Raw genomic sequence first — 15,521 nt, 5'->3', positions numbered from 1 at the left:
GGTTTCATACCGCTACTCCTTTGCCGGGAGCGCGCAACCGCGCGAGCGCTGCGTCGCGGTGGTCGTCAATGACGATGCGGCCGTAGTCGAGGACGATGATCCGCTCGACCAGTTGCAACACACTGACCCGGTGCGTGGCGACCACCAGCGTTCGGCCCTGGGTCCAGGTCGCGAGTTTTTCCAGCAGCAGACGTTCGGTGACGTCGTCGAGTGCAGCCGTCGGTTCGTCAAGCAACAGCACTTGTGGCTGACGCAACAACAAGCGCGACAGCAACAAGCTTTGGCGCTGACCGCCGGACAGGCCGAGGCCGCCTTCAAGCACCAGATGATCCATGCCTTTGGGCAACTGACGAACGAAATCCAGTGCGCCGGTAACGTTCAACGCCGCGATGATTTCCTGGTCACTGGCCTGACCGGCGCCGAGGGTGATGTTGTCGCGCAGGGTGCCGTGAAACAGCCGTGCCTGTTGCGACAGCAGGCCGACGTCGCGGCGCAGGTCGGCCGGATCCAGATGCGCCAGGGCGATGCCGTCCAGCGTGGTTTCGCCGCTGCTCAGATCCATTGCACCGCCCAAGGCCTGGAGCAACGTTGATTTGCCGGCGCCGTTGCGGCCGAGCAGGGCGATGCGCTCGCCGGGGCGGATGGTCAGATCGATGCTGTTGAGCGCCGGGGCCGATTCTTCGCTGTAGCGAAAACTCGCCTGACGCATCCGGTAGTCGCCGCGAATCGCCGGCAGGTGCACGCGCTGGCTGCCTTCGGGATGATCCACCGGCATCTGCATGATCCGGTTCAAGCCTTCGAGCGCGACCTTGGCCTGCTGCCAACGGGTGAGTACGTGGGTCAGTTGCGCCATCGGCCCCATCATCCGCGAAGACAGAATCGACGCCGCGACGAGGCTGCCGGTGGTCAGGTCGCCGGCAATCACCATCGGCGCGCCGAACACGATCACCACGGCAAACACGCCGCCCTGCACATTCTGCGTCCAGGCCACGAGGCTGTTGGTCAGGGAGCGCAAACGCAAGCTGCTGTCCGCCGAGGCGGCGTTGTACTGATTCCATTGTTGCTGGAAACGCTGCTCGGCCTGCAATGCCTTGATGTCGTCGAGGCCCTGAATACTTTCCACCAGCATGGCGTTGCGCAGCGCCGCTTCACGCATCGACGCATTGGCCAGTCGCGCCAGACGCGGTTGCGCGATGATCCCGGGCAGCAACATGAACACCAGCGCCACCAGTGGAATCAGCACCAGTGGCCCGCCGATCAAATAGAACACCAGCAGGAACAGCAGGAAAAACGGCATGTCCGCCAGTGCCGTGGCGGTGCTTGAAGTGATCAGATCGCGGATCTGCTCCAGCTCGCGCAGTTGCGAAATGAACGAGCCGGTGGACTTCGGCCGGGCGGAATTGCGCAGACGCAGCGCATGACCGAAGACCAGATCGGACACCCGCAAGTCAGCACGCTTACCGAGCACATCGGTGATGCGCAGCCGCAGAATGCGCATGACGAAATCGAACAGCAGCGCCAGCATCACCCCGCCGAACAACACGTAAAGCGTCGGCAGCGACTCGGCCGGAATCACCCGGTCATACACCTGCATGGAAAACAGCACCCCGGCCATGCCCAAAAGGTTCGCTACCAGCGAGGCGATCATCACCTGGGTGTACGGCCGCAGATCGGTGAGGACGATGCGCCGGAACCAGTGCTCGTCGTAGGGCTTGATGTAATCGTTGGTGCGCACGTCGGCCACCGGTTGCGTCGGACGCAGGATCACCGTGCGCAGCGCCTGCTCGGCGAGCGCGCCAGCCTCCATGCGACTCTGCAAACCTTGATCGCCACTGAAGCCGATGCCCAGTTCGCCGTTTTCGCCGATGCTTTCCAGCACGCCGACCTGACCGTCGCGCAGTTGCACCACCAGCGGCGTGCGCCAGCGGCTCAGGCTCTTGTTGTCGAATACCGCGAATTTCACGCTCAAACCGGCCTGACGCGCCATGTGCCGAACCACTTCTTCGACGCGGCCTTCGCTGTGCACCGAGGCCAGACGCACGCTTTCCGGCGAGACGTCGAGGCGATAGTGACGGGCGACCTTGAGCACCGCTTCCAGCCACGGTGAATAATCCTCGCGAGCTTCGGCAGCGGCGGGTTCGGGAACAGTGATGCTGGCATCGGTCATGGCAGGATCTCGACATTCTGGATGGCGCTGTGGTCGATGCCGAAGACCCGGCGAATCGCACCGCTGTTGTAGAAGCAGTCGATCTGCAGGCGTTGCAGATCAGCCTGGGTGTTGACCAGATCGAAGCGCGACTGATGGATTTCCTGCTCGGCGTTGAGCAGGTCGAGCAGCGGCCGCGTGCCCAGTTCCAGGTACTGGCGGCCATACAACATGCGCGCCTCGGTGATGCTGGTCTGGCGAAATTCCAGCGAGCGCAGCCGACGGTTCAAGCCCGAGGTTTGCGCCTGGGCTTCAGCCAGACCCTGGCGCGCTTGCAGGCGGGCGAAGTCTTCGGCCGAATCCGCTGCGGTCAGCGCATGCCCAGCGGCGCGGCTGCGCGCACTGATCGCACCGCCCTGATAGATCGGCACTTCGAGGTTGAGGAAGATCCCGACCTGGGTGCGATCGGCGCGCGAGTTTTGCTCGTCGTAGTTGTTATCAAGGTATTGGTTGACCGAGGGTTGCAGCGACAGCGTCGGGTAGGCCTCGGCTTTGGCCTGGGCCAGCTCGGCTTGGGCCTGGGTGCGCTGCGCGGCAGCTTGCAGGACGGCGGGCAGGGTGTCGGAGATTTGCGAGGCGTCACAGGCCTGAGTCAGCGTAGGCGCGGCGGCGTCGCTGACCGCCGGCGGCGTGCGCCGACCGAGCAGACTGGTCAGGGTCGCTTGCCAGCGTGCGTATTGCGCCTTGAATTCCTGCAACGTCGCCGTCGCGCCTTCGGCCCGGGACTGCGCCTGGACCATATCGGAACGGGTGCTGGCGCCCATGTCGCTGCGCTGTTTGGCCAGGTCGACGATGCCACCGATGCCCTGAATCTGTTCACGGGCAACCTCAAGCAGACGCTGATAACGCTGCACTTCGATGTAGGCCCTGGCGGTGTCGCGGGCGATGTCGTCGATCGCCAGCAGAATTCCGGCCTGACTGCGCGCCACCCGCGCCCGGGCGGCGTCGACTGAACTGGAAACCTTGCCAAAGTCATACAGCATCTGCTTGAGGGAAATGTTCACCGACTGGCTGCCAGCATCGCTGCCGTAACCGCTGGTGTAACCACCCTTGATGCCGCCGGTGACCTGCGGGTAATAGCCGGATTCGGCGACGTTGACCCCTTCGCCTTGCTGGAACAGGGTGCCGATGGCCTCGCCGATGCGTGGGTGCCAATCCACGGCCAGCCTGACCGCTTGTTCCAGCCCCAACGCGTCCGCATCGGCGGACGCTTTCAGAGCGGGGGCAGGGCGCTGACGGCTTTCATTGCCTGCCGGTTGTTGCAGTTGCGACGGGCTGATGCTGCGCAAGCTGCTGTCGAGATTGTCGTCGGCGCGAACGCCAACGGTGAAAGCGGGGTAGAGGCCGATGGTCAACAGGACCACCGGCCATTTCTGGCGAAAAACTGACTCCACAGACTTCCCTTACTGTTGAGAGACGGACGTTGCTGATGTCTTGTTTCAAACCACTTGAATGCCGTTCTGCACCCACAAGTGGTGGCTCGGATCCTCCTGCGCCGTGTATTGAACATAATCGATGCCGTCGGCCTGCTGCGTGCCATCGGCGGACCAGCCATCGGTCATGTGCACGCTGTCCTTCTCGTCACCCTTGATCAGCAGGGTGTTGTTGTCAGACGAAGTGATCGCCAGCAAATCGTTGAGGTTCAGGGTTAGCGCAACCGCACTGGAATGGTTGAGGTCGAGGATTTCGACGTTGTGAATCCTGCTCTGCAGATCGCCAAGGTTGATCGATACGTCACCACCGGCCCAGAGCAGGGTGTCGGTGCCGCTACCGCCATCTACCGACGTGAATTGCTGGTCGGCGATGATCAGCGTGTCGTCGCCACCGCCACCTTGCAGCGTGACAGCGCCACCGTGCGAGCCGTCCAGCGTGTCGTTGCCCTCAGCGCCCTGAATCAACTCGCTGCCAGTGGCACGGGCGAGACCGAGGTCATCGCTGGCCAGCGCCGAGAACGCGGTGCTGGCGAAAGCGCCAGCGTTGTTCAGGTCGATGGTCAGCGTCGCGGTATCGACCGTGCCGTTCGGGTGGGTGAGTTGATAGGTGAAGGTGTCTTCCTGGCCGATCACCGCATCGGTCAGCCCGGCCTTGAGCGTGTAGGTGTAATTGCCGTTGGCCTGGACCAAAAGCGTGCCGTAGTTGCCGACCAGCGAGACGCCGTTGTAACCCGGCGCCACGTAACTGCCGGCGACCAGCACGCTGAGCAGGGTGTAGACCGAGCCGAGCACATCGGCGCCGCCGCCCGCGGTGTCGGTGAGCAGGTTGCCGGAGACGGGCGTGTAGCTGCCGACCACGAACTGGTTGGTGTAGGTCGCCGCGTTGATCAGGCTGGTGTTGACGCTGGTGAGCAGACCGAGGCCGCCCACCGCCACCCGCACCTGATAGCTACCGGGGGTCTGGTCGTCGAACTTGATCCCGTAATTGCCGCCGCCGAGATTGAGCAGGGCATTGCCACCGTAGCTCTTGACCAGTACGTACTGGTTGGTGGCGGTGTTGAGTTTGTACAGGCCCACCGTCATCGAGCCGAGCAGCGCCAGCAGGTTGCTGGAGTTGACCACCACGGTCAGGTCACTGACGGTATCGGCCGCGACCACCGTGTTGTAGTTACCGCTGCCGCCGCCCAGCAGCACGTTGAACGTGCCGAGGGCGGAGTTGGTGGTGACTTCGCGGTTGATCAGGGTGACGTCGGTCGAGGCAATGTCCGGCGTGGCATCGACCACCAGCGCCGGGCTGCCGAGATTGGCGTCGTTCCACACTTCGGTGGCTTGCGGACTGTCAATGCGCACGTAGAGATTGGCGGTGTCGCTCAAGCCGTTCGGGTGCACCAATTGATAGTTGAAGACATCAACCTTGCCAACGCTGCCCACACTGCCGTTGGGCTTGTAACTGTAGGTGCCGTTGGCGTCGATGGTCAGCGTGCCGTACAGCCCTTGCACCGTGGTGCCGGCCCCGGCGCTGACCCAGGCGCCGTTCTTGAAGATCTGCAATTGCGCGCCGTTGTCCGGACCGGTCTGATCGACCGTGCCATCGACGCCGACATTGGTGATGACGTTGCCGGTCACCGCGGGTCCGGCAATGCCGTTGAACTGCGTCAGGCTGCTGACGTCCAGTTGCAGCTGAGTATTGACCGTGGTCAGGACGCCGATGCCGGTGCTCGATACCGTCAACCGGTAGTCGCCTGAAAGCAGATTACCGATGTCGACCCGCACGCCCTGGCCGGTCAAGGCAATCAGATCGAGCAGGCCGCCACTGCCGTTGACATCCAGAGTCACCCAGGTGCCGCTCGCATTTTTTACCTGCAGGGTATAGACCACGCCATCGAGCAGGGAAATCAGGCTGTTGGTGGTCAACGTCAGGGTTGGATCAAGCTGCGTGCCGCCGGCCACGGTGAAGGTGAAGGTTTTCGAGAATCCGGCCAGCAGTGTGGTGAACGAGTCGTTGAACGTCTGAGACGCGGTGACCGGGGCCAGGGTGACGGTGCCTACGACGAGGTTATCGCTGGCGATCACCGGCGCATTGACGTCGACATCCGGCGCGGTGACGTTGGCGGCGATCGATACGTTGCCGCGTGCGTCGCTGAGGTTGATGGTGAGTTTTTCGCCGTTGATCTGTGCGCTGCTCAGAGCGACGGTGAACACACCGAGGTTGTTTACCGTGCCAGTGCCCAGAACGGCGCCGGTGGCCGACTTGATGGTCACCGTTGCGCCGGCCTCACCGGTACCGGTGACGGTCAGACCATCGGCACCGACCAGTAGCGCCGTGGCGGCCGCGGGTGGCGTGAGGTCTGGCGCCGTCGCGCTCGCCGCAGCAGATACGTTACCGCTCGGATCGGCCTGGGTGACGCTGAGCACTTGGCTGTTGATCTGCGCCGAGGCCAGCACCACGGAGAAACTGCCATTGGCGGCGACGGTGGCGGTGCCGAGCACGACACCGCCGACGCCACGCACGCTGATGGTCGAACCGGGCACACCAACGCCGGTGAGCAAGGTGCCGCTGCCATTGACGCTGACACCAGTCGGCGCACCGGGTGCGGTGATATCCGGCGCCGTCACGCTGGCATTGGGCGACAGGTTGCCGGCCGGGTCGACCAGGCGCACGGTCAACAACTGGCCGTCCAGTTGCGCGGTGTTCAAATTGACGCTGAAGGTGCCGCCGCTGCCCACCGTGGTGGTGCCGAGCAGCGCGCCGCCCGGGCCGTAGACGTTGACCGTTGCACCGGCTTCACCCGTACCGCTCAAGGTCAGACCATTGGCTGCAAGCGTCAGACCGCTGGCCGCGATCGGCGCCTGCACGTCGGCTGCCGTCAGATTGAAGACCTGCGACAGATTGCCCGTCGGGTCGGCCTGTTGGACGTTGAGCTGTTGGCCGTTCAGTTGCGCGCTGGACAGTTGCACGGTGAAGGTGCCGCCAGCATTGACCACAGCAGTGCCGAGCACGGTGCCCGCCACGTTGGTCACGCTGACCGTGGCGCCGGCTTCACCCGTGCCGCTGACCGCCAGGCCGGTGCCGTTCAGGCTGACATTGCTCAGCGGCGCCGGCGCTGTGGTATCTGCAACGCTGAGGTTGGTAACCGGCGAAACGTTGCCCGTCGCATCACTCTGCGTGACGTTCAGTTGCTGGCCGTTGAGTTGCGCCGATGACAAGGTCACCGAGAAGGTTCCATTGCCCGCCACCGTCGCGGTGCCCAACACCGCGCCGCCAACACCGCGCACGGTAACAATGGCGCCGGCTTCACCGAGCCCACCGAGCACCAGCCCGGCGCCGCTGAGCACCAGCGCCGTCGGAGCCGCCGGAGGGGTGATGTCTGGCGCGGTTACGTTAAGCCCGGATGAGGTGTTATTGGACGCATCGGTCTGTGTCGCATTGAGCACCTGACCATTGACCTGCGGCGTATTGAGCTGCGCGCTGAAGGCGCCATTGGCGCCGACCGTCGCATTGCCCAACACCACGCCGCCCGCGCCGGTGATGGTCACCGACGCGCCGACTTCGCCGCGCCCGGTGACCAGTGTGCCGCTGGCATTGACTGCCAGATCGCTGAGTGGCGCGGGCGCCGAGGTGTCACCGGCTGTGATTTCAGTCGGCAGCGAAGCGCCGCCCAACGCAGTGTTGGCAGTGACTTCCAGGCTTTGGCCGTTGGTTTGCGCAGGCGTCAGCACCACGCTGAACGTGCCATCCGGGCCGGTGACGCCGGTGCCGATCAGGCTGTTGTCCGCAGCGAAGACATTGATGGTGGTGCCGATGGCAGCCGTGCCGGTCAGCGTCACGCCGTCGGCTGTCAGTACAAGATTGTCCGGCGCAGCCGGGGCTGGCACTGCCGGAACAGTCAGGTCGGCGTCTGCGGACACGTTAGTCGCGACGTCTGTTTGATTCACTGTCAGCACCTGGCCGGCAGTGATGCCCGGATCCAGATCGATCAGGAATGTGCCGTTGGCCGCGACCGTGCCGGTGCCGACAACATTGCCCAGCGCATCGGTCACCTCGACACTCGCGCCGGCTTCGCCACGACCGGCGAGTTGGCTCAGATCGCCGCAGATGGTCAGACCGGTGACGGCATCCGGAGCCGTGGTATCTGCCGCCGGGTAGAGCAGCTCTGGCGATGCGTTTTGCGCTTCGTCCGTCGCGATCACCGACAACAACTGACCGTTGGCCTGGGCCGGATTCAGCGTGACTATATAGGTGCCGTCGCCCAATGCCACTGCTGTGCCGAGCACGGTGCCGGTGGCGGACAGCACAGTCACGGTGCTGCCGGCTTCGGCGGTCCCGGCGAGCAAGGTGCCGGCGCCGGTCAGCGATGTCACCGTTGGTGCGATCGGTGCAGTGCTGTCCGGCGCGTCGACCAGAACGGGCTCGGACTGGTTGTTTTGTGCGTCGGCCTGCACGACCGACAGTGCGCGGCCATCGAGTTGCGCAGCCGACAACGTGACGCTGAAACTGCCATCTGCCGCCACTGTCGCTGTGCCGAGCGCCACCGCGCCGTCAAGCACGGTGACGGTTGCGCCGGGCTCGCCGGTACCGGTGACGGTCAAGCCGTCCTGGCTGACGTTGAGGTCGGCCACTTCCAGCGGATCAGTGCTGTCGCCCGCTTGCAGAGGTGCTGTGGGTGAAATGTTTGAAGCCGGATCAGTCTGATTGACGCTCAACAGCTCGCCATTCACCTGCGGCGGATTGAGGGTCACGCTGAACGAGCCATTGCCGGTCACGGTTGCCGAGCCCAGTACCGTGCCAGTCGCGCTGAGCACGCGCACCGTGGCGCCGGCTTCACCGGTACCGGTCAGTGTCAGGCCATCAGGCGTGAGAACGAGGTCGGTGGGCGCAGCGGGCAGGGTGATGTCCGGCGCAGTGACGGGCACGATCGGCGAAGGGTTGCCCGCCGCATCACGCTGGATCACCGATAAGGCTTCACCATTGAGCAGCGGCTGGTCGAGCGTCACGCTGAAACTGCCGTCGGCCTGCACCGTGCCAGTGCCGACGATGGTGCCCACCGCATTGGTGACGACCACCTGCGAGCCAGCCGCACCGGAGCCCGTGATCAGGCTGCCGCTGGCGTCGATGTCGACATCGGTCAGTGCGGCAGGAGGCGTGCTGTCCGGCGCGGTCAGGATGCCGGCAGGCGAGGCATTGCCGGCCGCATCCGCCAACACCACGAACAGCGCTTGGCCATTGGTCTGCACCGGGGTCACGGTGATCTGGAAACGACCATCGCTGCCCACGGTGCCGGTGCCCAGTTCGGTGCCATCGGCCGACGTCACACGGACAGTGGCGCCGACTTCGCCGGTACCGGTGAGAAGACCGCCATCGGCATTCAGTTGCAGATCGGCCGGCGTCGCTGGCGGGGTCAGATCCGGTGCGGTGACCGTCACCGGGGCGCTGACGTTGCCGGGTGGATCAGCCTGCTGCACGCTGAGGATCTGTTCGTTGATCTGTGGCGGATTGAGGGTGACGCTGAAGGTGCCGTCGCCGAGTACCACGCTGGTGCCGAGCAAGGTGCCGTTGGCATCGCGCACGGTCACGGTCGCGCCGGGTTCGCCAGTACCGATGACCAACGCGCCGGACGAGTTGATATCGACGTTGTCCAGTGGATCAGGCGGGGTGAAGTCCGGTGTGGTCAGGTTCACTGCCGGTGAGTCATTACCCGCCGCGTCGGCCTGGACCACGGTGATTACTTCAGCGTTGGTCAACGCAGGGTTCAGAGCGAGGGTGAAGGTACCGGTCGAGCTGACCACAGCGGTGCCAAGCACATTGCCGTCGCTGTCGATGACCCGCACCTGCGCCCCCGGCTCGCCGCGCCCGGTCAAGCTTGCGCCGTCGCCACCGATGCTCAGTTGCGAAACAGCGGCTGGCGGTGTGCTGTCGACCGAAGTGAACGGCGTGGCTGCCGAGGTGTTGCCCGCCGCATCCGTTAGCGACACGGTCAGCGCCTGACCGTTGGCCTGCGGCGTGGTCAGGGTGATTGCAAAGGTGCCGTCGATGCTCACGGTGCCGCTGCCGATCAGCGTACCGGCAGCGTTGTACACGTTGACCGTGGTGCCGGCCTCACCGGTACCCGAGAGCAAGGTGCCGTCCGCGCTTGCCACCAGCGCCGCCGGCGCATTGGGCGCGAGCAGGTCCGGGGCGGTCAGATTGACGCTGTTGGATTCGTTGCCGGCAGCGTCGGCCTGGCTCAGGCTCAGGGTCTGGCCCGAGGTCTGTGCCGGGCTGAGGGTGACGCTGAACGTGCCGTTGGCCGCCACCACGGCGCTGCCGAGGACGGCTCCGCCGGTGCCGAGCACGGTGACGGTGGCACCGGCTTCACCACGCCCTGTCAGGGCCGTGCCGTTCGGTGCCAGGCTCAGTTCGCTGAGCGGCGTTGGCGCAGCGATATCGGCGGCGGTGTAGTCAGTTGGGGACGAATTGATGCCGGTGCTCGACGTCGCCACGGCAGTCAGCTGTTCGCCGTTGAGTTGCGCGGCATTGAGCGTGACGCTGAAGCTGCCATTGGCCGCCACCAGCGCGCTGCCGAGCAACACGCCGGACGCATTGCGAATGCTCACGGTGCTGCCGGCGGTGGCCGACCCGGTCAGGGTCAGACCGTCAACGCTGAGGGCCAGATTGGTCGGTGCGCTTTCCGCCAGATCGCCCGGCGCGGTCACCGGGCTGGCCGGCCCGGTATTGCCGGCAGCATCGATCTGCACAACGGAAAGATTCGCTCCCGCCACCGCAGCCGGGGACAGCGTGACGCTGAAGTTGCCGTTGCTGCCAACGGTCGCGGTACCCAGCAAGACACCGCCGGCATCGCGAACTTCCACGCTGGCGCCAGCCTCACCGATACCGGTGAGCGTTGCGCCATTGGCGCTGACCGCCAGATCGCTGGTTGCCAGCGGCGCCGTGGAGTCGGCGGCATTGACGAGCGCAGGAGCGGACGGATTGCCGGCCGCGTCGGTGGCTATCACGTTCAGCGCCTGGCCATTGCTTTGCGGGCTGTTCAGCGTCACCTGGAATGTGCCGTTTGCCGCTGCCGTGGTGGTGCCAAGAAGATTGCCCTGGCTGTCGCGCACGGTCACCGTGCTGCCGGCCTCGGCGTTACCGGCCAGTTGCACGCCTGCCGCGTTGAGGGTCAATGCGCTCGGGATCGCCGGCGCAGTCAAATCCACCGAAATGACTTCAACCGCCGTGGACACGTTGCCCGGCGGATCTTCCTGAGTAACGGTCAACACTTCGGCATTCAGCTGTGCTGCATTCAGGGTGACCGTGAATGCACCGCCAGTGCCGACCTGCGCGCTGCCGAGCAAAGTGCCGTCGGCGCTGCGCACCGAAACGGTGGCGCCCGGTTCGCCGTGGCCGGTGACGGTGACGCCGTCGGCATTCACCGCCACTTGGGTGAGTGCGGCGGGTGGGCTGATGTCGGGTGCATTGACGCTGGTCGACTGTGAAGCATTGCCGGCCGCATCGGTTTGACTGATCGCCAACGCCTCGCCATTGGTCGGCGCGGGCGCCAGGGTCACGCTGAACGAGCCATCCGCGCCGACCACGACGCTGCCCAGCACAGTGCCGTTGGCGGTGGTGACATTCACTGTTGCGCCAGCCTCGCCCGTGCCGCTGAGGGTGCTGCCATCGGCGCTGATCAGTGGATTCTGCACAGCGGCCGGCGCGGTGCCGTCGAGGGTGACCACGCCGGTAGAAGTCGAGGTATTGCCATTGGCGTCGGTCAGGCTGACCTGCAGGGTTTCGCCGGTGTTTTGCGCGTTGGGCAGAGTGACCTGGAAGTTGCCGCTCTGATCGACCACACCGGTCGCCAGAACATTACCGGCGGCGTCGCGAACCGTCACGGTACTGCCGACTTCGCCCTGGCCTTTGACCACGGTGCCGACGTCATTGATGCTGACGCCCGTTGCGGCGGCGGGCGGTTGCAAATCGGTGGCGATGATGCCGGCGGGTTGCGACAGGTTGCCGGCGGCGTCGCCTTGGATCGCGGTAAGCGCCTGGCCATTGAGCTGCGCCGGCGTCAGCGTCAGGCTGAACGTGCCGTTGCTGGCGACCAGCGCCGTGCCGAGCACGGTGCCTGCGTTGTCGGTGACGGTCACGGTCGCACCGGCCTCGCCTCGACCGGTCAGCGCCGTGCCGTTGGCATTCAGCGCCAAATTGGTCACGGCGTCCGGCGCCGTGCCATCGATCGCCGTCACGGTGCCCGGTATTGATACGTCGCCGTCGGGACTGGTGGCCGTCACTTGCAGCACTTGCGCATTGATCTGCTTGGCACTGAGCAGCAGGGTGAACCGGCCGAAGCTGTTGATCAGTCCCGAACCCAGTACAGCGCCGCTGCTGCTGGTTACCGTCACGGTGCAACCGGGCGTTCCGGCGCCGGTGAGGGTGAAACCGTCGGCACTCAAGGCCAGATCGGTCGGGGTCGCGACTTCGGTACCGTCCAGACCTGCCAGCGGAACAACGGGCGAATCATTGCCACCACCGTCAGTGCTGAACACTTCCAGATCACCGCCAGGTTCGGCCGGTGGACTCAGGGTCACGACGAAGCGGCCATCCGCACCCGCCTTTACGGTGCCTAGCACAAGACCACCGCCGGCGATGCTGACGGTGACGGTCGCGCCCGGTTCGGCAAGGCCGGATACCTGCGTGCCGGCCGGATTGAGCGCGAGATCGCTGACCGGACCCGGCGGGGTACTGTCCGGCGCGGTGACGCTGCCGGGAAGCGAACTGTTGGTGCCGTCCGACACCACGACTTGCAAGGCTTCGCCATTGGTCTGAGCAGTATCGAGACTGACCGTGAATGCGCCTGTGCCGTCAGCGGTAGCGGTGCCGATGACGTTGCCGTCGGCATCCAGCACCTCAACGCTGTTATTGGGCTGCGTGGTGCCGGTGACCGTGGCACCCGCCGGATCGATGAGCAGACCGCTTGGTGCAGGTGGGGCGGTGATGTCCGGTGCGGTGACCGGCGTGGCCGGCGAGGGCAGGGCGCTCGCATCGGTCTGAATCACGCTCAATACCTGGCCGTCGAGCTGAGCCGGACTCAGGTTGACGCTGAAATTGCCGTCGCTGGCGACCACCGTAGTGCCGAGCACCGTGCCGTCGGGCGCGCTGACGGTTACGGTGCTGCCCGCTTGCCCGGTGCCGGTCAAGGTCACGCCGTTACTGGCGAGCACGACATTGTCCGGCGCCAGCGGCGCGGTGGTGTCCGTCGCCGTCAATGGTGTGCTGGGGGAAACGTTCACGCCATCCGATTGGCTGACTTGCAGTTGCTGGCCTTCGATCTGCGGGCTGTTCAGCGGCACTGTAAAGGCGCCTGTGGCGTCGACGATCGCGGTGCCCAACACATTGCCGGCCGAATCCTTGACTGACACCGTGGCACCGGGTTCGCCGGTGCCACTCAGTTCAGTGCCACCTGCATTCAGCGTCAGATCCGAAGGGGCAGTGGGAGCCTGGATATCCGGCGCTTCAACTGGAACTGCCGGCGAGCCTGAAGGCGAGCCATCGCTCTGCACGACGCTGAGGTTCTGGCCATTGGTTTGTGGCGAGGACAAGGTGACTTCGAACCGGCCGTTGCTGCCGACGACAGCTGTTCCCAGCACGGTCCCATTGGTGTCAGTGACAGTAACGGTGGCACCGATCTGACCCGCGCCGGAGACCACGGCGCCATTGGCGGAAATGCTTACATCGGTCACGGCAACCGGTGTAGTCAGATCGGGTGCGATCACGTTGACCGGCGCCGAAGGATTGCCGTCCGCGTCGGTCTGGATCACTTGCAGTTGTTGCGCATCGGTCTGTGGTGTGGAAAGTGGAACGGTAAAACTCCCGTCGGCGCCCACCGTGCCGGTACCGATGATATTGCCGGCCGGATCGCGCACGGTGACTGACGCACCCAACTCACCCTTACCGGTGAGCGTCTGCCCCTGAGCGTCGAGCGCGAGATCGGAGACGGCCGTCGGCCCTTGGGTGTCAGGTGTGACGTAGCTCAGCGGCGCGGAGGTGTTGCCAGCGGCGTCGCTGGCACTGATCTGCAGCGTTTCGCCATTGTTCTGTGGACTGCTCAGTTGCAGGCTGAACGTGCCGTCCGCCGCCACCACGGCCGTGCCGAGCACATTGCCGTTGGCGTCGCGCACCGTCACGGTCGAACCGACCTGGCCGCGCCCACTCAACTGGGTGCCATCGACGCTCACCGCGATGTCGCTCGGTTGCGTCACGCCATCGAGGTCGACGGCGATAACGGTGGCTGCTGGCGAAGGGTTGCCGGCGGCGTCGGTGACCTGCACGCTGAGCGCTTGACCATCGATTTGCGCGGCGTTGAGTTGCACGGTGAACGAGCCATCGGCTGCGACTAACGCCGTGCCGAGCAACGTGCCTTGGGCATTGGTGATGCTGACTGTGCCGCCGGGCTCGCCACGGCCGGTGACCGAAAGGCCATCGCTGCTCACGGCCAGATCCGTTGCAGCGCCGGGACCGGTGATGTCAGGTGCATTGAAGGTCACGGTCGGCGATTGCGCACCGGCGCTGTTGACCGCGACGATGCTGACGATTTCGCCGTTGGCCTGCGCGCGGATCAGCGTCAGCAGGAAACTGCCGTCAGCAGCCACCGCCGCGCGCCCGAGCAATTCGCCATTGGCGGCGCGCACTTCAATCGTCGTCCCGGCCCGTGCGGTGCCGCTCAGTTGGCTGCCGTCGCTGCTCAAACCGAGGTTGGTTGGCGTCTGCGGTTCAATGATTTGCGGCGCACTGACTGTTTCGCCGGTGGATGTGTTGCCCGCCGCGTCGGTGGCGCTCACGGTCAGCGGCTGGCCGCCGGTTTGCGCGGGGCTGAGCGTGACACTGAACGTGCCATCAGCCGCCACAACGGCGCTGCCGAGCAGGGTGCCATCGGCCGCGCGCACCTGAATGGTCGCGCCGGCTTCACCGGTACCACCAAGCTGCGTGCCATCGGCGCTCACGCTGAGATTGCCCGGCGCGGCGGGCGCGGTGGTATCCGGCGCGGTAATCGAGCCCGGCGTCGATACATTGCCCGCAGGGTCAGTGAGCGTGACGTCGAGCGGCTGGCCATTGTTTTGCGGCGTACCCAGGTCGACCTGGAAACTGCCATCGGCGCCGACCGTTCCGGAGCCTAAAAGATTGCCCACCGCATCGCGCACCTGAACGACACTGCCAACTTCGCCAAAACCGCTTAGTACGCGGCCATCGGCCGACAAGGTCAAACCGGTCGCAGGAGCAGGGGGCGTCGCGTCACCACCGCTGCCACCACCACCACCTCCGCCGCCACCTCCTCCCGTAGCGGCCGCCGCACCACCCGCGCCCAACAAGCCCAGCCCGGCAATCGCCCAGGCCGGTGTCGCGCCGTCAACCACGCCAACGCCGGCGATCAGTTCATCCAGCGAATTGATTTCTTCAAAGGTAAAGCCATTGAATGGCTCGGCGTTATAGCGGGCCTGCCACAGTGTCGCGTCGTCACCCTGAAACACAATGTCGTTGGGCACACCGTCGGCGCTGGTGACAAAAAAATTGGAGATTTTGATTTGCTCGCCAGACTTCAGATTGACGATCAAATCCTGACCGCTGCGACTGGTTGACGCCAATTGGTCGGGACGGACCGGCATTTGTACAACTGACGGCTGATTGAGCTGAACATTGCCTCAGTTCTGGGCAGTGAGCTGAGAATTGGCTTTGTCGGCAATGACGATGTTGTCCATTACTACTCCCTGTAATTGGCTGGGCGGACGTCCACGGATGGTTTTAAAAACCATAGATAGGGAGTAGGAAAAGAGGCTGCCTGATTTTTGGCGAGTGCCCGTTATGGCATTTTGATTACGATTAAGTCTATGAAATACAACGATTCTGAATA

The 15,521-nt window shown here is 64.8% G+C and carries 3 protein-coding genes and 1 pseudogene; all 4 read right to left on the bottom strand.

Features of this window, described 5'->3' with window-relative positions; genetic code table 11:
- Nucleotides 1-4: 4 nt before the first annotated feature.
- Nucleotides 5-2,167 carry a type I secretion system permease/ATPase gene (locus tag CXF97_RS26590; RefSeq protein ID WP_101162379.1) on the bottom strand — a complete coding sequence of 721 codons (2,163 nt, stop codon included), beginning with the start codon at nucleotides 2,165-2,167 and terminating at the stop codon, nucleotides 5-7.
- The gene (locus tag CXF97_RS26585; RefSeq protein ID WP_101162377.1) at nucleotides 2,164-3,600 is read right to left on the bottom strand and encodes a TolC family outer membrane protein; all 1,437 of its coding nucleotides are present in this window, start codon (nucleotides 3,598-3,600) and stop codon (nucleotides 2,164-2,166) included. The genes CXF97_RS26590 and CXF97_RS26585 overlap by 4 nt, the downstream gene beginning before the upstream one ends.
- 45 nt (nucleotides 3,601-3,645) lie before the next feature.
- Nucleotides 3,646-11,862 carry a BapA/Bap/LapF family large adhesin gene (locus tag CXF97_RS28860; protein ID WP_371918402.1) on the bottom strand — a complete coding sequence of 2,739 codons (8,217 nt, stop codon included), beginning with the start codon at nucleotides 11,860-11,862 and terminating at the stop codon, nucleotides 3,646-3,648.
- Nucleotides 11,860-15,297, bottom strand: a pseudogene (locus CXF97_RS28855) (Ig-like domain-containing protein); the annotation flags it as partial. The pseudogene CXF97_RS28855 and the gene CXF97_RS28860, both read right to left, overlap by 3 nt.
- Nucleotides 15,298-15,521 lie beyond the last annotated feature (224 nt).

The organism is Pseudomonas sp. Choline-02u-1, from assembly GCF_002836515.1.
Lineage (GTDB): Bacteria > Pseudomonadota > Gammaproteobacteria > Pseudomonadales > Pseudomonadaceae > Aquipseudomonas.
Note: the sequence above shows the minus strand (reverse complement) of the source record. Positions and strands in the feature narration are given on the sequence as shown.